The organism is Bacillus cereus group sp. BfR-BA-01382 (genome assembly GCF_022663475.1).
In the GTDB taxonomy this organism is placed as follows: domain Bacteria; phylum Bacillota; class Bacilli; order Bacillales; family Bacillaceae_G; genus Bacillus_A; species Bacillus_A thuringiensis_S.
Window position 1 is genome coordinate 1 of record NZ_JAKUFQ010000054.1, and the last position, 21,690, is coordinate 21,690.

The following is a 21,690-nucleotide window of genomic DNA, read 5'->3' on the forward strand; positions in this document are numbered from 1 at the left end:
ATCCGGCACCTTTTCTAAATGCCATAATTTTTTGACCAACATTAATATTGTTCATATATGTAATCCCCTTTAAATAAGTAAATAAAATTAAATTATTATTAATTTTATTTACTTATACTTAATATATTGTTAATATATACTTAATTATAATAAATTATGATTAATTTTAAAATATCGTATGTACATATGGCAGCAGCTGCGAAAAAGTGGGAAAAAGATTTACTTAGAAATAAAGGGGCTACTATTTTTGAATATACAGCTGGTTATAGTAAAGCAGTAGAAGAAGGGGGAACATAAGTTAATAAGAATCAAATGTGCTATTTTATTAACGATGAAAAATCAAAGCATGTATTTTAAGGTAATGCAGTAGTTGCTACTCGTCTGAATAATTGATATACAAATAAAAGTTGATGGATCGCATCCTCTATTTGTATATCTACCATGTGGAGTAGGATTTGGTGGAGCTTCGTTTAGTTTAAAAATTATGGTATGGGATCATGTACATGTAATTTTTGCTGGGATATCCATTCTTCGTATATGCTAATAGGTATGATGACCGGATTATATGATGGGATTCCCATACAAGATTTTTAATGAAAAGGATTCTAATAAGTAAAGGACAACTTAAGAGTAGACTTCAATGCTGTATTGTAAAATTTTTAAGGAAGTGAAAAAAGTATGAAATCAGCTTTAAATAGTATTATGATCTCCTCGATTTTTGCAGTAGGAGGGATCCTTTCGCTTTTGTTTAATTTAATGGGGAATCAAGATTGGATCTGGAATTGGGTAGGGCTATTACTAGCATATCTATCTTTGGGCATTTTAATCGGTTTATATAATAAAACTGTGGATCACAAAACATTTCCTAAAATACTAAAAAGAACTTTGTTTATTTCCTTTAATGTAACTATATTAGGGATAATAATAGGGGTAACATACCAACTATTAGGAAAGTGGAATCTTACTATAATGATGTATTATTGGCTGATAATTTTATTACTACATTTAATTACTGTAATAACATTAGTCATCCTAGTATTCGAAAACGGTAATAGTAAAAATTACAGCTTACTATATAGTTTTATTATACTTTTAAACATTGTCCTTACCTTAGGACCAGTATTATTTCCAGTAGTTCTAACTATTATAGGAAATGCCATGAACGTTAGTGCAGGGCACTAATTTTCACCTATATAGATTATTAAAATGATTAGTCCAAAATTGAGATTGTTTAAGTTAAAAAACTTAATAAGCTAATAGGATAGTAAAACTAAACGACATAAAGTGGAATGATTTGATAGAAAGAAGATTATAATATGAAAATTAAGCTTAAGAAAAAAAGAATTATAAGTGTATTGTTAGCTATTACATTAGTAGCAATAGGGTATTACATGTTTCAATCTATTACAAATCCTAAGCTGGTAAATGCGGAAGAGGGAAACAGTGTTCAACAAGTGAGCAGTCTACCTAAAAATGAATTAAAAAAACCAATACCTAATCGTTTTGATGGTAAAGAAAGAAAAGTTGCATATTTAACTTTTGATGATGGACCAGGAAAATATACAGCTAACCTATTAGATGTATTAAAGAAAAATGATGTGAAAGCAACATTCTTTTTAATTGGCGATAATGTGAAAAGGTTCCCAGATTTAGTGAAACGAGAGCATGTAGAGAACCATTATGTGGGTATGCATAGTATGACACATGATTTTAAAAATTTATACACCAATCAGGAATATGTGAAGGAAATGAAAGAGGATCAATCTTTAATTAGAAATGTTATTGGAAACTCCCCGAAATTAACACGCCCACCATATGGATCAATGCCTGGATTAAATGAATCACTTCGAAATGAAGTAGTCAGAAATAATTTAAAAGTATGGGATTGGACAATTGACTCTCTAGATTGGAAATATAATAAACTACCTGTGGATGTAGCGGCCGCAAAAATTGTTCAAAATGTCTTAGCAGGTGCGACGTCTTCAAAGGAAATTGTTTTAATGCACGATATTCATCCACAATCTGTTGCGGCAGTTCCAGCAATTATAAAAGGATTAAGAGAAAAAGGGTATGAATTTGAAGCTTATGGTGAGAACAATCATTTTCCAATAAACTTCTGGCATGATAGCCGGATATAAAAGTATTTATGAGTTAAATGAATGGAATAAGAAATTGATATAGGGTTTAAATATATGTAAGAGCGCGTTGATCTAAATATATACCAACACGCTCTTTATTTATTTTTTATTATTTAAATGTAAGTATAGGGTTTTTATCGTATATAAATAATTAAATATCTTTTATTTTTATACAATAAATTACTTAATTGTTATATAAATATTGAATGAATTTAATTGTCGTTTTTAAAAAACAGTAAAATTGGCACAACACTAAACGTAATGGTAGTTATAGCAAGTGTCTCTTGTATCATATTATCTATACTAGGATTTTGGGGCCTTAATAAAGGGGAGCATTGTGAAGTCTTTTAATAGTATGCTGGATAACTTGCAAAAATTAATTGGAGAAGTAAAAAACACAACACAAGAAGTTACTTTTTCTACTGATGGGATGTTACAAGTTACTAAACGAGCATCTCATATATCAAGAGAGGTTGTTCATACTTATATTTGTTATCTATCTTGTCTCTTATTACTTGTATCTTCCAACCACTTAGAAACATATTCTTGCATACGAGATTCTAATGATTGAATCGTTTCATTTGATATAGCAAGTGCTTGATCCGCATACTTATTCGGGAACATGTTGCGCAAAGTAGGTTCATTTTCAGCACCATCTCCTGGTTCACGGTAATCTTCAATGATGTAATCATCGCCATTTTTTGTGACTGTCACACGGACTGGAAGTAAATGTCCTGCTTGAGGAACTGTCTGTGTTTCGCGGTTATATCCTTGCATGAGGGAATGGAGATAGACATACATTTTTTCATCCTTCATCTCAGTTCCATAGATTACATGCGTCTCAAATTGTTTTTTTGTATGATTTAATTTGTCTTGATTCCAGGCAATGATACTTTCTGAAATAAGGGAATCTAGTTTGCTGTTTAGCGGAATCTCCGTTACATCCTTTGCATCATTTTGGACTGAATCACACCCTGTTGTAATGAAAACGAGTGTGATAATGCTTACGGTAATCATTATCTTTCTCAAAATCTTATTTTCATATGTTAATGCAAAACGTCTGCTCATCAATTCACTCCATTTCTCTTCGTGCTAATCATCCACTGACATAAATATTTTATATAACAATAGTAAAATCGTCTTCAAACTAGAAACTTATTCTATCCAAGGGAATATAATACATACTATACCATTCTTACACATAACGGGAGAGACTCTATGAGAAAAGTTATAATGTATTGTGGGATCTTTAGTATGATTCTTTTAAGCGGTTGTATCCGATTCGGAAAAGACACTACAGATACCATTTATCTCATTCCAGAAGCATACGAAGGAGACCTTTTGGTTCTATACAATGTTCCAGGAGCTGAGTTGTTGCCAGAAGAAGATGGGTTTCGTGTTGTTACTTTTTCTGCAGACGGGACCGCAGTAACATCAACACCTAATATGAAATATGGGGAAGTCAACGATACCTATTACACGGTTAACAAGGAAGGAAAGCGCACCAAACTTGACGAAAGCTACATACGCGTTGGTTCAAATGGAAGCACTACTGAAAACATCGGTGAAGAAAATGAGCATACTTTCTCATACGCGAAATTGGAAGTCACACCTAGTGCATGCTCACAAAGCTTCTCATCATACGGGAGAGAAGTACCAGAAAATCAAGAACATCCTGTAGAGAAGAAACTGAGGGACTTACTGGTGCGTGTAAAAGAGCAGTATATGAAAGTGAAGAGCTAAATTTTAAAATTCTAAAAAGGGTGAATGGATGGATGATGTTAGGGATAGGGCTAATTGTATTAGGCATTTTACTTGTCAGCATAGTATCATACCGAGAAATAAAGAAAGCAGGGGGCGTTACCTGGATTGAAATTCTAGTCTATCCCTTTTTATTATTAATATGCGCGCTACTCGAGCATATTGATTTGCCAGGGTTTTTAATATTTTTAGGTTTGGTATGTATTGTTTTTGGTAGCTGTATGGTCATGGGCGTCAATATTCTATAACATTAAGAGCAAAGCATTTAGTTCAGTTGCTTTTTTATTTTATTTTGTAATTTTTATTTTTAATGTCTATCACACTAGTTACCCAGACATACAGGGTTCCAAGTGCTGGTAAAAAACTTAGCAAGTTGAATGTATTCTCTATAATATAGAATGAAATAAAAATGGAGGAAAAATAAATAGACAATGGAAGAAAAATGTATACGTCACGTTTTAAAGATTTTAAACTTTGCACTTTATTCACCTCAGCTTTTCTGGCATTATGTTTTAAATAAGAACCCGTAAATTTGCAGATTCTCCTGGTGATGATTTTAAAATATGTAACTCAGTTTTAATCATAGAATGTATTGAGTCACTATAAAAATCAAATATTAATTTTCTAAAGAATCCTATACAAACCTTATTGTGTTAGAAATACAGACCTAATTATAACCGTTGTAAATGGATCCAATTAGATTTCGGCCATCCCAGTATCCGCATCATAACTAGTAACACTTCCTGTCATCCCTTTTAAAATACCAACATGGACTGTTGCATCCGCACTAACTGTTACAATTTTCATCACATTCAGCTCCGTTTCGATAATATGCTTTGAATTCCCGCGTGATCATTTATTCGTTAGATAACAAAAACGCACCGTAACCCAGTGCGTTTCAGACAAATATACCTATATGTTTTACTTTGTAATTTGGAAGGAGCCACCATAATAATATGAAGTGTCTATCTTCAGTACTGCTACATATGTACCTGGTGTGTAAACTGTTGTAATAGGTGTTGTGAACCTAGAATAGTAGTGGTGCCCAGCCTCACCTGCAGAAATGGTTTTGTAGCGCTGCAATTCACCTTCTCCGTTCAATCTATAAATCTTTACAACACCCACATCTTTTCCGCCTATATATACCGTCGTATCAAACGTACCACCTTGTTTTAACCTACCAGGGGCTAATTCTTGTATATAGTCCGCATTGTGATGCAATAAGAAATACGTTTGCCATGGCCAATCATCCACAACAGCTGAAGCTTGCTTAATCGTATTTACTTCAGCGCGCGCTTTATCAGGTAGCGTACTGTCTAAAACGATAAAACCCGAAAAGGTTAAGGCACCAATTAAAGCAAATGAACATAATTTTTTCATATTAAATTCCTCCCGTTTATCTGACATTTTCATAGTCTACTTACAGGTATTAGGTTGTCATCCATTAATTGGATTGTTATTATAAAATCAATATATCATTTTCTTTTAATTTAATCAAATTAGAATTTTCTAACAAATTATGAGAATAGATAAAATTCTACCTTTCTCCGTTTTTTCTATCATACAGAAGAAAGAACAGAGGCGATAAAGAAATTTTATTCCTCTCTCTTTTCAAATTAACAACATTTCCCGTTTGTACGGTACGAGACTATATTAAACATAAAATAGACACGAAAGGGGATTGGAATTAGCGAATATTTACATGGAATCTAGGAGATGCAAGCTCAACATTTCATAACGGATCGATGGTTCCATTTCAACAGACTCCGAATCCGACAGTAATTTTGTTCTGTTTATTCATGAGGTAACGGAAGAGAATTTAGAAAAACTTGCTACAATTGCTCATCAGTATATAGAGGAGACCATCCATTGTTACAATTACGGCATTGTAGAAGAAATAGGTTAAAAGAATAAAACATACTGTTCCAAATTAATATTCCGTGTGTTTTTTGAACATATATCCCTTGCTTTTATGTATATATTGAATATATAAATATATTGTGTTATAATGTTAATTAGAAACTCGCGTGTTTCAAATACAACATTTTTATCTTCTTGATGACCTCTTATCTTTCCGTAAGAGGTCTTTTTTTTATCCCTTCGTATTGCATAGCCGTTAAAATACTATGAAAAGATACTTGAGACTACTACACTGTGATATTCTCTAGTGTTTTTTCTTTATCCATATTATCTATTGTTGGGTAAACGATGAATTATTACTTTTTGTATAATTTTTATACATCCTGCAAATACGTTATTTTTTAGTAGGCAATTAAAATTTACATACATAATGCATAGAACAGTAGTGAGGAGATAACAGGAAGTAATAAATATAAGTTTGGATGACTTCTTATTTTGTAAAACTAGGGTGTAGAAAGGATGAAACAGATGGAAGAAAAACGAATTGCGATTTTTGTAGTGGATGGCAATGTCAAAGTCGCGAGCAAACTCCGTGATGTTGTGTTAGATATTGTTGGTTTTGATAATTTAGGAGAATACGTAGAGCCTGCTTTTACAGGGATATTGTATTAAGAACAGGAGGGAGTATGATTCCAAAAGAAGTAATGGTAGAATACGTCTCAATTTCCTGATTTAGCAAACCTGCTACCAACTGAAATTGTTGTTTATCCAGCTATTTGCCGCGCAGCCCGATTGGTGAGGGCTGATTAAAGTTTCACTTTATTAAATTGGATTAAGAGATTCTTGAAATGAGGTAGTAACAAAACAGCTTTGTGGGAATTAAACAAAAGGCTGTTAAAACAATTAAAGTGTTAGTTAAAAAAAGCTGATAGCTGAGCGAGAAGTAAACAATTAAAAAACTTTACTACATATGTAGCAAGTTTTTTCTTAACGTACGAAAATCTCGTTATGCATTACTATTAACTTAAGATCATGTATCTTATGATGAAAATAATTCTATCTCTCTATTAATTTATTTGAATATTCTTAAAACTCTTGCGATAAAACGTGGATGTATTTATAATTATAGTTAGTTAAGCTAACTAATTATAGTTGGATTTTCAACACAGGAATAGTTCAATAAAAAACAAGAATCTGAAGCAAATTTGTTAATCTATAGGGCGATTCCTCAAAGAATAGAGCTGTAAGCAGAATGAATTTAAAAAAACGGTAGCGAAGGGAAACTAATTAAATGGCAGCTAAGCTTGGTTTATTTATGTTATGAGTATCTGATAATGCACGAGACAAAGAAATGGTATGTCGCTAATTACTTGCTTTCTGTGCTTCTTGTGCATAATTAATTGAGAAGTAAAGTTATTAAATAAAATACATGTAAGTATAAAAGATAAAGTTGGAGAAGATAGATAAATACGTTGGATTATTAAATTCAACGTATTTTTACAGAATAAAAGTTAGTCTAACTTATTATAAGTTAAGCTAATTTAATTAGAAGGAGGTGAAAATTGTTTACAACTTGTCTTAGTAATAATACAAATTACTTAAATATACTGATTTCTATGGAACTTAAGAAATTTGGAACAAATAACAAGGAGGGTTTAATTAATGAATAGTTCTAAAGAAAATAATCCTATTTTGGCGGTCGTTAGCTCCAGCGGTAATCAAATTCATTTCTTCAATACGAAAAATTTTGAAAGAATAGGGGTTATAGATTCTCCAGTTACAGAACCTCATGAATTATGTTTCGATTCTAAGCGTCAATTGTTATATGTAAGTATTACTTATCGCTCAGGTTTTTATAGAAATAATCCGGAAAAAAGCCATGAAATTTTAGTTATCGATATTGATCAATTTAAAGTAATTGATATCATTGATATTTCGCCGGAATTTGCACCACATGGTTTAGTTTATAATGAAAAAAAAGACTTATTGTATGTAAGTGTTGAATCTGGTGAAGGAGGAATTTTAATTATTAATCTTAACACAAGAAAAGTGCTAGATAGAATCTCTACAGAAGCAACAGGTCCACATTGGTTTGTGACGAATCCAGATGGTACAAAAGGATATTCCTCTAATAAAGAGGCGCCCTTTATATCGGTTTTAGATACACATAATAAGGAGTTAATTGGAAAAGTATCTATGCCCTATGGTAGTGAAGAACTAGCTATTTCTCCTAAAGGTAATCGAGTTTATATCCCTTCACCATGTTTACTTGGAGACTACAAAGAGGAGCAACCTACACTTAGCATCATTAATACAGAAACCGATAAAATTATAAAGACAAAATCATTTTCAGATTTAATTACTCCGGTTCATGTAACGAATGATGGGAAAGTATTGGTAGGACATACGCGTTTTCAGAATAAGAATGGAGAGAGAACAAGAAGTATGTTTTCTCCAGCACCAGGGTATGTTTCTGTTCTTGATGGAGAATCGTTAAATGTGTTAGGTACAATAGAAGTAGATTTACTCCCAATTACAATGCGTTCTTCTACGGACGGAACGGTTGGATATGTTTCTAACCTTAGATCAGGGACAATAAGTGTATTAGATTTAGTTAATTACAAGAATGTTCATACCATTGAAGTTGATCCAGGAGATCGAAATGCAGATCCTTCTGTAAATCAAGGAGCTCACGGTATAGCATATATAGAAAGGTAAAATAAGAAAACGCTATTCTTTTTGTAGAAATTTACAGAAAGTATGGCGTTTTTTATGTATCTATTAATTTCTGATGAATTCCAATTAGGTCTATTTTTTTTGCTGGTTAGGAGCGCCTGTTATTCATTATTGACTTCTGATAAATAGATTATGTTTCCATGTTAAAAGAGTAGGCAAAGTTTTTTAATGCTCGTTATTAGCTTTTGTATGAAATTAACTTTGGATAATTGATTATTGTATTCTTCTAATTGGATTAGATATTCATAATTAATTTGCAACAACCAAACTTCTTTGAAAACGAACTAAAAGGTATTTTAAATGTATGTTTTAAAACACCACTAATAATGATAACGTTTGCTAAATATAGGAGCTCCTTAAGTTTGTAAGAAGCTTACAAACCTCCTTCTTCCAATGCAACTTAAGCGTAAATTAATTTTTTGTAAATATGGAACAATGTCCTTACTTACACTGTCTATTAAGCGTTAAACATTTTTTATTAAATAAATTAAGAAAGGAATCATCATTTTTAACTAAGGGAGAAGATTGAATTGAAAAAATTATGGATGCTGCTTTTCGTTTGTTTCGCAGTTATGTTGGTAGGATGTAATAAAAACGAACCGCCAAAACAAGCATTTGAAGAATATATCAACTTATGGAATGATAGAAAATTTGCAAATATGTATGATTATTTATCAGATCATGCCAAAAAATCGATTTCTAAAAAAGAATTCACAGAAAAATATCAAAAAATCTATGAGGGGATTGGAGCTAAAAATTTAAAAGTTAAAATGAAAGGAGAGAATACGAAAGATAAAGAGCTTTTTCTTTTTGAAGTTAAAATGGATACGGATGTAGGATCAGTTTCATTCATCCACGAAGCAAAACTTGTGAAAGATAAAGAATCTTGGAAAATAGATTGGACACCGGACTTCATTTTCCCAGGAATGAAAAAAGATTACAAAGTACGTATGCAAATAGAGCAAGGAAAACGAGGAGAAATATATGATCGAAATGGAAAAGGGCTTGCAACGAATGGTAAAGCAACTGAGGTTGGAATTATTCCAGAGAAACTAGGCGAAGCAGCAGCGCAAACGAAAGGAATAGTAGCGCAATTACTTGATATGTCTATAGAAGAGGTCGAACAAAAGCTCACAGCGAAATGGATAAAACCAGACTCCTTTGTACCAATTGGCGTTTTAAAAGAGGGAACTAGACAGAATGATTATATTGAATTAGAAGGAGTTTCATCTCGCCCAGTAAATATTCGTACGTATCCATTAGGTGAAGCAGCGGCACACTTAACTGGATATATAGGAAAGGTGAATGCGGAGGAGTTAAAATCACTTCAAAAACAAGGTTATCAAGCAGATGATTTAGTAGGTAAGACCGGTTTAGAGAAAGTGTTAGAAAATAAATTGCGTGGTGAAAAGGGTGGACGCGTATTTATAGAAGATGAGAATGGGAGAGAGATTAAAAACGTAGCAAAAAAAGAAGCAAAAGAAGGAGAAAATGTTACGTTAACAATTGATGCTGCAATTCAAGAAAAAATCTTTAATGAGATGAAAACTGAAGCAGGATCTAGTGCAGCGGTCAATCCTAAAACAGGTGAAACAATCGCACTTGTAAGTAGCCCTGCTTATAATCCAAATATAATAGTTAGAGGAGCATCGAAAGCCCAACGAGAAGCATGGAATAACGACTCGAAACTACCAATGACGAATCGCTTTACACAAGCATTTGTACCAGGTTCCGTATTTAAAACGATCACAGGTGCAATTGGTTTGGAAACAAACACAATAAATCCGAAGGAAGAATTTAAAATTCAAGGATTGAAGTGGACAAAAGATTCGTCTTGGGGAAATTACTATGTAACGCGTGTAAAGGATGCAAGTCCAATTGATTTTGATAAGGCAATGAAGTACTCTGATAATATTTATTTTGCTCAACAAGCTTTGAAAATGGGAAAAGATCAGTATGTAAAGGAATTTAAAAAGTACGGATTTCATGAAAAATTACCAATCGAATACGAATTTCCTATTTCAATCATTGCAAAAGATGGGATAAAAAACGATATTCAACTAGCAGACACGGGCTATGGACAAGGACAAGTATTAATGACGCCACTTCATTTAGCATTAACATATGCACCGATTGTGAATGAAGGGAATATTCCGTCGCCACATCTTTTAAAAGAAGCAAAAGTAGCAGGGAATTGGAAAGAAAATGTGGTTTCTAAAAAGAATCAAGAGATATTAAAGAGTGCATTAATCAAAGTCATTAATGACCCTGATGGCGCAGGGAGAATTGCAAAGGTTGATGGTGTAACGCTTGCTGGTAAAACTGGTACAGCAGAACTGAAAGAGTCGAAAGAAGCAGACGGAAAAGAACTGGGATGGTTCGCAGCTTTCGATGCAAATGCACCAGACATGATTGTTACAATGATGATTGAAGATGTAAAAGGAAGAGGAGGAAGTAACGTTCCAGGTGAAAAAGTAAAACATGTATTTCAGAAATAATACTTAATTATAAGGTGAATTTTTTCACTAAATTTATTACATGTTTGCTTAACTCAAAGATATAAATTGGGGAAAATATAGAACAATTAAATTTCAAAAAAGCATTCTTTCTAATCGAGAATGCTTTTTTGCTGTGATTCTAGAAAAGTTGGCATTGCTAATGGTAAATAGAAGGGGATAGCAAATTGAAATGGACAAGTGGAGTTTTACGTTAAATTCAAAAAAACAGATTTTTATGAGTGGATTTTTATCATTGTATGCTTTACTTGTTTTTTTAGTAGTATTATACTGCCTGAAAAAAGATAAACAATGGAACAAATGAAACTTGTATCTTGTCTATATATTGAAACCATAATAAAAGTGAGGGCAGTTTTTATGTTTATTCAAATAAGTTTGAGGTGTGGAAATGGAACAGACGTTTATTGAAAAGTGTAATCATGATGAGCTGGACTATGTTATAAAAGACTATTGGCAAGATGTATGGAATTATTCATTTATTATTACGAAAGATCCACACTTATCAGATGATATCACGCAAGATGTATTTATAAAGGTGTTTAAAAATTGGAATTCATTTCGAAAGGAGTCATCTATTAAAACGTGGATATTAAAAATCACAAGAAATACGGCAATAAACTATTTGAAATCCTCTTATTTTAAAAGGATATCTTTAATAGGATTTTTTAGTGACGATAAGCAATCCCTGTCAGCAGAACAAGAATTTTTTAAGCAAGAAGAAATGAATGATGTGTGGAAGGTTGTATTAGAACTACCTAAAAAGCACCGTGAAATAATTATATTGGACGCAAAATATGAATTATCTTATGAAGAAATGGCTGAAACATTAGGAGTATCCATTGGAACTGTAAAATCGAGATTAAGTAGAGCGAGAAGTAAGGTTTCAAAATTAATAGGGGAGGGTAGTAGTGATGAACAATAAACAAAATCCTGACTGGTATAGAAAAATAAAAAAAGGGCCAATGGAGAATCGTAAAGATGAAGAAGAATTTATTTCTAAAATAAAGCAGTCTATATATGAAAATAATGAAGTGGATTTTGTAAAACATAAAAGACCATTTCGTAAAAAAGCATTACCTATTGTAGTTGTTTTAGTTTGTACAATGTTATTTTTCATTGTTCAACAACCTTGGCTTGATGATAATAAATCACCGGTACAAAGTAGTACTCAAATTAAGCCTAAAACAAAAGATGAGTCTGCTCAAGATCCATCATTAAAACAATTTATGAATGAACTATATCAAAGTACGAACTCGAAAAATGAAAATGACCTGTACAAAGCGTTAAATGATGAAGTTCTATTTAAAGGGAAGAGTTATAAGAAGGATGAACTGAAGTTTGATGAAGATATTTTTCATGAGTTGCAAGTCGCTCTTACAATGGGGGGAGAGTTTGCAAATGATACAAAAAAAGTATACAAAGTACCAAGTGGATTGACAGAAAGTAACCAACCAAAGCAAGCGCATTTTATATATGCAACGGTTACTGGAAATAAAACGAAAATTTTAGCTGAACCAAAACGAGAATCACAAGTGTTATATGAAGTATCTAATGAAATGGTAAAAGCTTGGATTCCAGAAAAAGTGCAAAATGATGGATATATAAAAATATCGACAATTAATGGCAATACTGGATACGTACAAAAAGAGTATGTTTTAACTGATATTAAGTATTCATTTATGTTCGAAAAAAATGATAATGGTGAATGGAAAATAATAAATATAGATTCTATTTGGTAAAAGAGGAAGGTTCACTTTAATGAACCTTCCTCTTTGTTTTTATTCTCTTTTTGAAGTGTATGCCAAGACTCTAAAATTTCTGATGTAACGAGAGCGGCAATGTTTTTTTCTGAATTACTACCAGGAATAACGACAGAAACGGCAATTTGTGGATCTTCAGTAGGAGCATATGCAATGAAAAGAGAATGATTTATCATTCTTTCTTGCTCATTTGGAAAGCCTGTAATACCTGTTTTACCTGCGACGTCAAAAGGCAACTTTTTAATTTCCTCTATATTTTGACTCATTCCACCTTGCACGACACTCCAAAAGTTCATCGGGTAACGATTTGAACTTTCTAAAATTGGTTTAAACTTTTTTGTTTCCTTACCGTCCGGACTAATAATTGCACTTACAGTTTGAGGTTTATATTTATCACCTTTACTTGCCAAAGTTGCTGCATATTGAGCGAGTTGAAGAGGGGTATGCACTTCATTTCCTCCCCAAGAGGCGTTTAATAAAGCGGAGATTCCATTTTCAAACTTATTAGATGGATGGAATTCATATTGTCCGTCTTCTTCAAAGGGTAAATCAATCCCGGTTTTAGAACGTAGGCCGAATTGTATTAAATAATCTGTCCATATATGTGCCACTTTTTCTATATTCCCATTATTTTGGTTGAATAGGGGCAGAGCTACTTTTGCTGTCATAAATGTGTTAGATGAATTAATGATAGCCTGCCTCGGTGTAATCTCACCTGTTGGCGTTCCAGGTGCATTCGTAATGTTATTTTGATTATCATACTGAAAAGTCCCTTTATCTAAATAAGTATCTTCGGGTTGGAAAAGCTTTTCGTTTAATCCAATTAAAATAGTGAGTGGTTTTATAGTAGAAGCCATATTTACATAAGATTCACCATACTTTAATTTTTGAATTGCTTTATTTTGCGAAAGAGAGTTAATGTTTTCTTTTCTAGAAGATACACGTGTATTTAATATATTTGGATCAAAAACTGCCGTGTTGGCCATAGTTAAAATTGCGCCAGTTTTTGCATCGCTTACTACAGCATAACCAGCTTTAGCATCAGGTGTTTTCTTAATTTGAGATCTTAATGCTTCTTCTGCCTTTTGCTGCAACTCAGAGTCTAAAGCTAGCCGTACATCTTTACCTTTTTGTACTTTTTGAATATTCCATAAGAATTTTTTATTATTCAATTTAAAAATAAGAGTTTTACCTGGTTTTCCTTTTAAATCATTTTCATATTGCAGCTCAATCCCGCTTTTTCCAACAGCCTTATGCTTTGAATTAAGGTCATTTTCTACATACCCAATTACTTGTGAACCAATTTCGTGTTTAGGATAATATCGAATCCATTCATTTTTAATTATTACATTATTGGGTTTGTTTTTGTTTATGAATGCAAGTTCATTTTCAGTTATATCAGAGTATAACGGTATATCATTCATAGTCTGCTTTTTACAAGATTGTTGTAATTGAGATTTTATGTTCTCTGTAGAAATATCATGTTGAAATTCGCTTGAAAATTGATTAAAAAAAGCTAATGTGTTTGATGTATCTTGTTTCGATAGCTTTTCGTCATTAGAAGTGCAATATAGAGACTTAACTTTCTTATTTGTAGCTAGTATTACACCATTTTGATCAAAAATCTTTCCTCTTTCAGCTGAAGAAGTTGCGATAGTAATTGAAATGAAGTTGATTTTTAATAAAATTAGTAAAATCAAACCTACGATAGAAAAAACCGCAAAAAATCTCCATCTTTTTATATGTAACATATAACCCTCCCTTATGTAGCCTATTTCATCTTATATTTAATTATTTTTTTTGTAAATGTGGAACAACTTTATTGTTTAGGTTGTCTATTAAGTATTACAGCATGAAGAAAGGAATAATTAGCATGAAAATTTACTAGCAAGTTTATATGTAAGTTTAATAAGAGTCATTATACAGTTTAGCACTTCTCATGCAAGTGGCAAAAAAATAGAGAGAAAACAGGAAGGGAGAGTTATTAATTCCGTATCTAAACGAAAAGAAATGGTTGCTTACAAGGATTAAGCAAAAAATTGAGGCGATATTTATAACCGATTATCGGTATCTAATATATAAGGAATGCTTTTAGTATTTGTAGCAATTTCTGAAAAGATTAAATGGAGGATTTATGAAAGAACAAAAAGGCAAGAAGCAGAAGACATATATATCTATTCGATTAAATATAATGTTCCTTTGCATATTTGTACTATTCTCAGCTATTATTATGCAGCTAGGAAAGGTACAAATCGTTGAGGGAGAGGCTTATAAGAACCAAGTGGAAAGTAGTCAAAATGCAATAACTAGTATTCCAGTTCCACGTGGACAAATTTTAGATCGAGAAGGGAAAACAGTTGTTAATAATAAATCTCTTCGCACAATTACGTATACAAGGGTGAAGGGAATTACGAGTGAAGATATTTTAAAAACAGCAAAAGACTTGGCGAAAGTACTTGAAATGCCTGAACAAGATATAAATAAATTAACAGATATCGATAAAAAAGATTTTTGGATGCAGTTGAATTCGAAACGTGCGGAGACAAAGATTACTAAGAAAGATATAGAAAAGTTTAAAGAAAAGGGTATAGAGGGAAAAGAGTTAGATAAAAAAATAGAAGACTTAAGACGAGGTCGTGTTACAGAGGTAGAATTAGCAGAATTAACAGCACAAGATTTAAAGGTGTTAGCTATTAAAAGTAAAATGAGTTCAGGTTATCAACTAACACCACAAATCATTAAAAAAGATGTAACAGATGAAGAGTATGCGCGGATAAGCGAAAATCTTGCGAATTTTCCAGGAGTAGATGCAACTGTTGATTGGGAACGTAATTATGTAAACGGTAATTTATTTCGTTCTGTATTAGGAAATATTACGAGTAGTGAAGAAGGATTACCGAAAGAAAATTTAGATTCTTATTTAGTACGTGGATATAACCGTAATGATCGTGTTGGAAAAAGTTATATTGAACAACGATATGAAGATGTATTACACGGCACAAAAGAAGAAGTGAAAAATATTACTGATAAATCAGGAAACATTGTTAGCACAGAAATAATCTCTAAAGGAAAAAGTGGTAATAGTTTAACATTAACGATTGATATGGAATTACAAAAGAAAGTGGAAGAAAGTATAGAGAAAAACTTGAGAGCTTTTAAGAGTTCAGAGCCACTGCTCGATCGAGCTTTTGTTGTCATGACTAATCCAAATAACGGACAAATTTTATCAATGGCAGGCAAAAAGATTGTAGAAAAAGAAGGGAAAATAGAAGTTGAGGATTTGGCATTAGGAAACATGACAACTTCGTATGAGCTAGGGTCAGCTGTAAAAGGTGCCACTTTATTAACTGGATATGAGACAGGCGCAATACATCCAGGAGATCAATTTTATGACGCGCCGATGAAATTTAAAGGTACACAAGCTAAGAAATCGTGGAATGTATCCGGATTTGGTAATATTAATGATTTACGGGCTTTACAAGTATCTTCGAATGTATACATGTTCCAGACAGCTTTAAAAATTGCGGGAGTTAATTACGTACCAAATGGCTCATTGGATATTAAACAAGGAGCATTTGATACGATGCGCTATTATTTCAAGCAATTTGGTTTAGGTGTCCCAACAGGTATTGATTTACCGAATGAAATAATTGGACAAACGAGAAAAGTAGATAGTCAACCTGGGTTTTTACTAGATTTTTCTATCGGTCAGTATGATACGTATACGCCGTTGCAATTAGCGCAATATATTTCAACGATTGCGAATGGTGGTTATAGAATGCAACCTCAAATTGTACAAGAAATACGAGAACAATCAATAAAAGAAGAGGTTGGCAAAGTTATACGTTCCATAGAGCCTGTCGTATTAAATCGAATTGATATGAAGAAAGAACATATTGATCGGATAAAAGAAGGGTTTAGATGGGTATTCCAAGAAGGTGATGGAACTGGCGTGAAATATTTCAAAAACGCGCCATATAAACCAGCAGGAAAGACAGGAACAGCCCAAACTGTATATGGTGGAGATGACCCGATTGGTAGAAATGCAAAAGGAGAACGTATGGAATGTTACAACTTAACGTTAGTTGGATATGCTCCATATGATAATCCAGAAGTAGCATTTTCCGTAGTAGTTCCATGGCTTCATGATGATAAAAATGGAATTAATTCTATAATCGGAAAGGAAGTATTAGATGTATACTTTGATTTAAAACAGCAACGCATACATGGTGAAGCTACTAGTACAGGTAGTTCTAAGCAAAATTAGAGTACTTTTCTCAGGGAAAGACCCTGTTCATATAAAGCCATTTATAAGTAAAAAAATGAAATATGAAATAAGAGATAGAGGCGTCGTAGCTACTATCTCTTATTTTGTTAATAACTCTCATACTAGCTATAATTTTTTTAGTTTATGGAACAAATTTGGTTCGGTGATTGTCTATTATGTGTACGTATAAAAAGGTGCTAAAAATTTGGAAGGAATGATGATTTTGAAAAATAAGAGGATGCTAAAAATAGGAATATGCGTTGGTATATTAGGTTTAAGTATTACAAGCCTAGAAGCTTTTACAGGAGGGGCACTGCAAGTTGAAGCGAAAGAAAAGACTGGACAAGTGAAACATAAAAATCAGGCGACGCATAAAGAGTTCTCTCAACTTGAGAAAAAATTTGATGCTCGATTAGGTGTATATGCGATTGATACTGGTACAAATCAAACAATCTCTTATCGACCTAACGAAAGATTTGCCTTCGCATCAACCTACAAGGCTTTAGCTGCAGGAGTATTACTACAGCAAAACTCAATTGATACATTAAATGAAGTAATCACATTTACGAAAGAAGACTTAGTGGATTATTCACCTGTTACAGAGAAACATGTAGATACTGGAATGAAACTAGGAGAAATTGCTGAGGCTGCTGTTCGTTCAAGTGATAATACTGCAGGGAACATTTTATTTAATAAAATAGGCGGACCGAAAGGATATGAAAAAGCGCTTAGGCATATGGGGGATCGGATTACTATGTCTGATCGCTTTGAAACAGAATTAAACGAAGCTATTCCAGGAGACATTCGTGACACTAGTACAGCGAAAGCTATTGCTACGAATCTTAAAGCTTTTACGGTCGGAAATGCACTTCCAGCTGAAAAACGTAAAATTCTTACAGAGTGGATGAAAGGAAATGCTACAGGGGACAAACTTATTCGTGCAGGCGTACCAACTGACTGGGTAGTTGGAGATAAATCAGGTGCTGGTAGTTACGGGACAAGAAATGATATTGCTATCGTTTGGCCTCCAAATAGAGCACCAATTATCATCGCAATTTTATCTAGTAAAGATGAGAAAGAGGCTACCTATGATAATCAACTCATTGCAGATGCAACTGAAGTTATAGTTAAGGCTCTTAGGTAATAGTATTTTAGTTTTCGCATTTTTAACATAAAAGTATTAAAAGTATAAAGTTAGAAAACGACTCTTTTCGTGTGATAAGAGTCGTTTTTGTGTTCTTATTATTAAAAAGGTAAAAGTAAAAATATAACGAATATATATGACGTATCTCATATGAAATTTTATGTACTGTATTATTTTATTAATTTAAATAAATTTCAAGAAAGTATAATATAATTCAGTTAGCATATAGAAGTGTTTGATGAGAATATAAAGGAGAAAATATGAAAAAAAAGATTAATAGAATCGTAATGATTATTTGTATATTAGTAGGTTTTACAATCTTTTTATATTTACAGAACAATTTAATAAGTATAACTGAGGTTAAAATAACCTCTAGTAAAATACCATCCTCTTTTAAAGGGTATAAAATTCTACAAATTTCAGACTTACACAATAAAAAATTTGGCGATAATCAAGATGTGTTAATTCAAAAAATAAAAAGTATAGACCCAGATATTATTGCGATTACGGGTGATTTAATTGACAGTAAATCATACGATGCAGAAGTTAGTATGCAATTAATACGAGAAATTGTAAAGAAGTATCCTGTATATTATGTGACAGGAAACCATGAACAATGGTCTGGAAAGTATAACAATTTAGAAAAAGAGTTGAAGAAATATGATGTCAATGTTTTAAGGAATGAACATGTAGGCATTCGAAAGGGTGAGCAAGAAATAAACTTGCTAGGTATTGATGATCCAGAGTTTGTTACTGGAAACCGTGATGAAGGAAATATTATAATAGATGAAATTAAAAAAGCGAAAATTGAAATGCAGCCAGATAAATATAATGTATTATTATCCCATCGGCCTGAATTTATAAAGGAATATACGAATGAGAGGTTGGATTTGGTTTTATCGGGACATGCTCATGGAGGGCAAGTTAGATTGCCATTTATCGGTGGATTAGTTGCGCCAAATCAAGGTGTTTTACCTAAATATACAGCAGGTTTATATGTAGAACAAAATACATCAATGGTAGTGAGTAGAGGATTAGGAAATAGTATCATTCCGCAAAGAATTTTGAATAGGCCAGAGATTGTAGTCGTGCAGCTAAATTAAGCTGTACGACTTTTTTATACAATAATGAGTAAAGGGGCTTTATGTATTTTGCAGGAGTTAACATTACAATTTTGTTAAAAATTTTCTACGTTACATAAAGTAACAAAATTTGACCCTGAGTGTTTGTTATAGTGTAAATAATCAAAAAACTTAAAATTTGTCGAGTGAAAATTGTGATAAGTAATTCATGTAAAAAACTTAAAGGGGTGTACACATGCATAAAGAATATGAAATTGAAGAATACACGGCGATTGAGGAACAAATACATTATTATTGTAAATGTTTATTAGTAAGTCATCCTGATCAAATAATAAAATATTTAGAAAAAAGGTTAGAAAAATATGCAGAAACATTACAATATGCCCATTTATATCCTGACACAGTTATTTTACCGTTACAGCAATTAGTTATTGAATATTCTTTAGACGTTGCTAGAATTCGGAAGTATATGAATTTAAAAACGTAAAGTGAAATTTATAGTTTAAATGAAACAGAGTCGACTTTAGGAAATGAAATTCTAATGTCGACTCTGTTTCATTGTTTAATATCGTTGATTGAACATACATACTAATCAATGAAGTTTGACATATAATTAAGCAAGGGTAAAATAAAAGTGAGTACTCACTCATTTTATTGGAAAAGGAGGATGAAACGTGCAACAACCTTCAATTATTTTACGGACTGTATCAAAAAGTTTTGGGAAAAAAGAAGTGTTACACAATCTTTCATTGCAAGTTGAAAAAGCAGAGATTTTTGGTTTTGTTGGACCTTCTGGATCGGGGAAAACAACGCTCATTAAAATGATTGCAGGTATTAATGAGGCAACGAAAGGTGAAGTGCTTGTTAATAATACTAATATGCCTAATTTAAATGAAATGAAACGAATTGGTTATATGGCCCAGGCGGATGCATTATATGAAGAATTGTCAGCATATGAAAATGCAGATTTTATAGCAACGATGTATGGATTAAAGGGAAAAAGTAAAAAGACAAGAATTGCAGAGGTTTTTGAACTTGTACAATTGTCACAGTATATGAAAAAGCAAGTACAACAATTTTCAGGTGGAATGAAAAAACGCTTATCATTAGCAATAGCACTCCTCCATGAACCAGAAATATTAATTTTAGATGAGCCTACAGTGGGGATAGATCCGCTTCTTAGGAAAACGATTTGGGAAAAATTTTATGATCTTAAAAAGAAAGGCACAACGATTATTGTAACGACGCACATTATGGATGAAGCTGAATTTTGTGAGCGTCTAGGATTAATTAGAGAAGGGAAACTAGTTGCGGTTGGAACAACTGAAGAATTGAAAAAACGCGTGTCATCTGGACGGATTGAAGATGTCTTTTTGTTGGAAGAGGTGGTGCCATCATGAGAGTTACTGGTGTAATTATACGTATTATTCGTCAATTTTTTCGAGATAAGCGTTCGTTAGCAATGATGTTTGGAGCACCGATGTTATTACTTTGGCTTTTGTCACTAGTGTTTACACAGAAAGACTATATACCGCAAATTGCTGTTGTTGATATGTCTGCTCAAATAGTAAAAATGATGAAAAATCAAGAAGCGTCAATTTATGAATACAGTAAGGAAAAGGCGATTTCTGAGTTGGAAAAACAAAAGGTAGATGCAGTATTTCGTATAGAGAATGGAAAAATGAAACTTCTGTTGGAAGGTAGTGATTCGTCAAAAAATCGTGCTGTACTTCAAGTATTGCAAAAAAGCACAGAGAAGAATGATGTATCGATTATGAAATCTGAAGTAAATTATTTACATGGCTCTAAAGACTTTACGATGTTTGATGGGCTTGGTCCTGTATTAATTGGTTTCTTTACATTTTTCTTTGTATTTATATTATCAGGTGTATCTTTCGTAAGAGAACGTTTAAGTGGTACGCTAGAAAGGTTATTATCCACCCCAGTAAGAAGATGGGAAATAGTCGCAGGTTATATTATTGGTTTTGGAATCTTTGCCTTTATACAATCCATTATTATCGTAAGCTTTTCCGTTTATATTTTAGATTTATACGTAGCTGGCTCCATATGGCTAACGCTACTTATTACATGTATGCTCTCTTTAACTGCACTAACATTAGGTACGTTTTTATCGGCATACGCAAATAATGAATTTCAAATGATTCAATTTATACCGCTTGTTATTGTGCCACAAATCTTCTTTTCTGGATTGTTTCCATTGGAATCTATGAACAAGTGGCTACAAATGTTAGGGAAAGTATTTCCACTCACATACGGCGCTGACGCAATGAGACAAGTGATGATTCGGAATCAAGGGTTTACAGAGATTGCATCAGATCTTACTGTTCTGAAACACTTATCTTACAAACCCCTTTAAATCAACGTTTTTAATCATTTTTAAAGGGATTTGCAAACATTTTGCAAAC

The 21,690-nt window shown here is 32.6% G+C and carries 19 protein-coding genes; 16 read left to right on the plus strand and 3 right to left on the minus strand.

What is annotated here, in order from left to right; genetic code table 11:
• The first annotated feature begins 156 nt into the window (after window positions 1-156).
• The 3 genes from MR160_RS20000 to MR160_RS20010 all read left to right on the plus strand — a co-directional run bounded on the left by MR160_RS20000 (window position 157) and on the right by MR160_RS20010 (window position 2,138).
• A complete protein-coding gene (locus MR160_RS20000) occupies window positions 157-297 on the plus strand; it encodes a hypothetical protein (protein WP_003260087.1) in 141 nt (46 codons plus the stop codon).
• A gap of 381 nt (window positions 298-678) precedes the next feature.
• A complete protein-coding gene (locus MR160_RS20005) occupies window positions 679-1,182 on the plus strand; it encodes a DUF3902 family protein (protein WP_000833542.1) in 504 nt (167 codons plus the stop codon).
• Window positions 1,183-1,316: 134 nt separating this feature from the next.
• Window positions 1,317-2,138 (plus strand): peptidoglycan-N-acetylglucosamine deacetylase, encoded by an 822-nt coding sequence (locus MR160_RS20010; RefSeq protein WP_000694595.1) that lies wholly within the window; start codon window positions 1,317-1,319, stop codon window positions 2,136-2,138.
• A gap of 492 nt (window positions 2,139-2,630) precedes the next feature.
• Here the strand turns inward: MR160_RS20010 and MR160_RS20015 are convergent, their stop codons facing one another.
• Entirely contained in the window at window positions 2,631-3,206 is a 576-nt protein-coding gene (locus tag MR160_RS20015; protein WP_000091044.1) for a hypothetical protein, read from the minus strand.
• A gap of 150 nt (window positions 3,207-3,356) precedes the next feature.
• Here MR160_RS20015 and MR160_RS20020 point away from each other — a divergent pair, with 150 nt between their 5' ends.
• Together MR160_RS20020 and MR160_RS20025 are read left to right on the plus strand one after the other, a co-directional pair.
• Window positions 3,357-3,881 (plus strand): DUF6843 domain-containing protein, encoded by a 525-nt coding sequence (locus tag MR160_RS20020; protein WP_001233343.1) that lies wholly within the window; start codon window positions 3,357-3,359, stop codon window positions 3,879-3,881.
• 32 nt (window positions 3,882-3,913) lie between these two features.
• Entirely contained in the window at window positions 3,914-4,147 is a 234-nt protein-coding gene (locus tag MR160_RS20025; protein ID WP_000979114.1) for a hypothetical protein, read from the plus strand.
• A gap of 673 nt (window positions 4,148-4,820) precedes the next feature.
• Here the strand turns inward: MR160_RS20025 and MR160_RS20030 are convergent.
• Window positions 4,821-5,279, minus strand: a complete 459-nt coding sequence (locus MR160_RS20030) for a DUF5065 family protein (RefSeq protein WP_000732058.1) — start codon at window positions 5,277-5,279, stop codon at window positions 4,821-4,823.
• 999 nt (window positions 5,280-6,278) lie between these two features.
• On the opposite strand from MR160_RS20030, the gene MR160_RS20035 reads away from it, so the two are divergent.
• The 5 genes from MR160_RS20035 (at window position 6,279) to MR160_RS20055 (ending at window position 12,750) form a co-directional block, all read left to right on the plus strand.
• Complete coding sequence (locus MR160_RS20035) at window positions 6,279-6,431, plus strand: hypothetical protein (RefSeq protein WP_000812116.1); 153 nt, start codon at window positions 6,279-6,281, stop codon at window positions 6,429-6,431.
• Window positions 6,432-7,421: 990 nt separating this feature from the next.
• Window positions 7,422-8,477: a YncE family protein gene (locus MR160_RS20040; protein WP_001088901.1), complete on the plus strand. Its 1,056-nt coding sequence runs from the start codon at window positions 7,422-7,424 to the stop codon at window positions 8,475-8,477.
• Window positions 8,478-9,025: 548 nt separating this feature from the next.
• Entirely contained in the window at window positions 9,026-10,993 is a 1,968-nt protein-coding gene (locus MR160_RS20045; protein WP_000737764.1) for a penicillin-binding transpeptidase domain-containing protein, read from the plus strand.
• Between the two features lie 406 nt (window positions 10,994-11,399).
• Window positions 11,400-11,933, plus strand: coding sequence for an RNA polymerase sigma factor (locus MR160_RS20050; protein WP_000438327.1), 534 nt, complete (start codon window positions 11,400-11,402; stop codon window positions 11,931-11,933).
• The gene (locus MR160_RS20055) at window positions 11,923-12,750 is read left to right on the plus strand and encodes an SH3 domain-containing protein (RefSeq protein ID WP_001060761.1); all 828 of its coding nucleotides are present in this window, start codon (window positions 11,923-11,925) and stop codon (window positions 12,748-12,750) included. Before MR160_RS20050 ends, MR160_RS20055 begins: the two co-directional genes overlap by 11 nt.
• An 11-nt stretch (window positions 12,751-12,761) precedes the next feature.
• On the opposite strand, the gene MR160_RS20060 is transcribed toward MR160_RS20055, so the two are convergent.
• The gene (locus tag MR160_RS20060) at window positions 12,762-14,522 is read right to left on the minus strand and encodes a peptidoglycan D,D-transpeptidase FtsI family protein (protein WP_000902382.1); all 1,761 of its coding nucleotides are present in this window, start codon (window positions 14,520-14,522) and stop codon (window positions 12,762-12,764) included.
• Between the two features lie 383 nt (window positions 14,523-14,905).
• Here MR160_RS20060 and MR160_RS20065 point away from each other — a divergent pair, with 383 nt between their 5' ends.
• The 6 genes from MR160_RS20065 to MR160_RS20090 all read left to right on the plus strand — a co-directional run bounded on the left by MR160_RS20065 (window position 14,906) and on the right by MR160_RS20090 (window position 21,641).
• The gene (locus tag MR160_RS20065) at window positions 14,906-17,038 is read left to right on the plus strand and encodes a peptidoglycan D,D-transpeptidase FtsI family protein (RefSeq protein WP_000662990.1); all 2,133 of its coding nucleotides are present in this window, start codon (window positions 14,906-14,908) and stop codon (window positions 17,036-17,038) included.
• 217 nt (window positions 17,039-17,255) lie between these two features.
• Window positions 17,256-18,182: a class A beta-lactamase Bla1 gene (gene bla, locus MR160_RS20070; protein WP_142307867.1), complete on the plus strand. Its 927-nt coding sequence runs from the start codon at window positions 17,256-17,258 to the stop codon at window positions 18,180-18,182.
• Between the two features lie 260 nt (window positions 18,183-18,442).
• Window positions 18,443-19,285 carry a metallophosphoesterase gene (locus MR160_RS20075; RefSeq protein WP_242297895.1) on the plus strand — a complete coding sequence of 281 codons (843 nt, stop codon included), beginning with the start codon at window positions 18,443-18,445 and terminating at the stop codon, window positions 19,283-19,285.
• A 214-nt stretch (window positions 19,286-19,499) separates the two neighbouring features.
• Window positions 19,500-19,751 carry a hypothetical protein gene (locus MR160_RS20080; RefSeq protein WP_000548621.1) on the plus strand — a complete coding sequence of 84 codons (252 nt, stop codon included), beginning with the start codon at window positions 19,500-19,502 and terminating at the stop codon, window positions 19,749-19,751.
• Window positions 19,752-19,938: 187 nt separating this feature from the next.
• Entirely contained in the window at window positions 19,939-20,664 is a 726-nt protein-coding gene (locus MR160_RS20085; protein WP_001187074.1) for an ABC transporter ATP-binding protein, read from the plus strand.
• Window positions 20,661-21,641, plus strand: a complete 981-nt coding sequence (locus tag MR160_RS20090) for an ABC transporter permease (RefSeq protein ID WP_346670364.1) — start codon at window positions 20,661-20,663, stop codon at window positions 21,639-21,641. The genes MR160_RS20085 and MR160_RS20090 overlap by 4 nt, the downstream gene beginning before the upstream one ends.
• Window positions 21,642-21,690 lie beyond the last annotated feature (49 nt).

Coding starts and splice junctions, on each gene's coding strand:
- MR160_RS20000 (WP_003260087.1), top strand. CDS start 157: ATGATTAATTTTAAAATATCGTATGTACATATGGCAGCAGCTGCGAAA.
- MR160_RS20005 (WP_000833542.1), top strand. CDS start 679: ATGAAATCAGCTTTAAATAGTATTATGATCTCCTCGATTTTTGCAGTA.
- MR160_RS20010 (WP_000694595.1), top strand. CDS start 1,317: ATGAAAATTAAGCTTAAGAAAAAAAGAATTATAAGTGTATTGTTAGCT.
- MR160_RS20015 (WP_000091044.1), bottom strand. CDS start 3,206: ATGAGCAGACGTTTTGCATTAACATATGAAAATAAGATTTTGAGAAAG.
- MR160_RS20020 (WP_001233343.1), top strand. CDS start 3,357: ATGAGAAAAGTTATAATGTATTGTGGGATCTTTAGTATGATTCTTTTA.
- MR160_RS20025 (WP_000979114.1), top strand. CDS start 3,914: ATGATGTTAGGGATAGGGCTAATTGTATTAGGCATTTTACTTGTCAGC.
- MR160_RS20030 (WP_000732058.1), bottom strand. CDS start 5,279: ATGAAAAAATTATGTTCATTTGCTTTAATTGGTGCCTTAACCTTTTCG.
- MR160_RS20035 (WP_000812116.1), top strand. CDS start 6,279: ATGAAACAGATGGAAGAAAAACGAATTGCGATTTTTGTAGTGGATGGC.
- MR160_RS20040 (WP_001088901.1), top strand. CDS start 7,422: ATGAATAGTTCTAAAGAAAATAATCCTATTTTGGCGGTCGTTAGCTCC.
- MR160_RS20050 (WP_000438327.1), top strand. CDS start 11,400: ATGGAACAGACGTTTATTGAAAAGTGTAATCATGATGAGCTGGACTAT.
- MR160_RS20055 (WP_001060761.1), top strand. CDS start 11,923: ATGAACAATAAACAAAATCCTGACTGGTATAGAAAAATAAAAAAAGGG.
- MR160_RS20060 (WP_000902382.1), bottom strand. CDS start 14,522: ATGTTACATATAAAAAGATGGAGATTTTTTGCGGTTTTTTCTATCGTA.
- MR160_RS20065 (WP_000662990.1), top strand. CDS start 14,906: ATGAAAGAACAAAAAGGCAAGAAGCAGAAGACATATATATCTATTCGA.
- bla (WP_142307867.1), top strand. CDS start 17,256: ATGATTTTGAAAAATAAGAGGATGCTAAAAATAGGAATATGCGTTGGT.
- MR160_RS20075 (WP_242297895.1), top strand. CDS start 18,443: ATGAAAAAAAAGATTAATAGAATCGTAATGATTATTTGTATATTAGTA.
- MR160_RS20080 (WP_000548621.1), top strand. CDS start 19,500: ATGCATAAAGAATATGAAATTGAAGAATACACGGCGATTGAGGAACAA.
- MR160_RS20090 (WP_346670364.1), top strand. CDS start 20,661: ATGAGAGTTACTGGTGTAATTATACGTATTATTCGTCAATTTTTTCGA.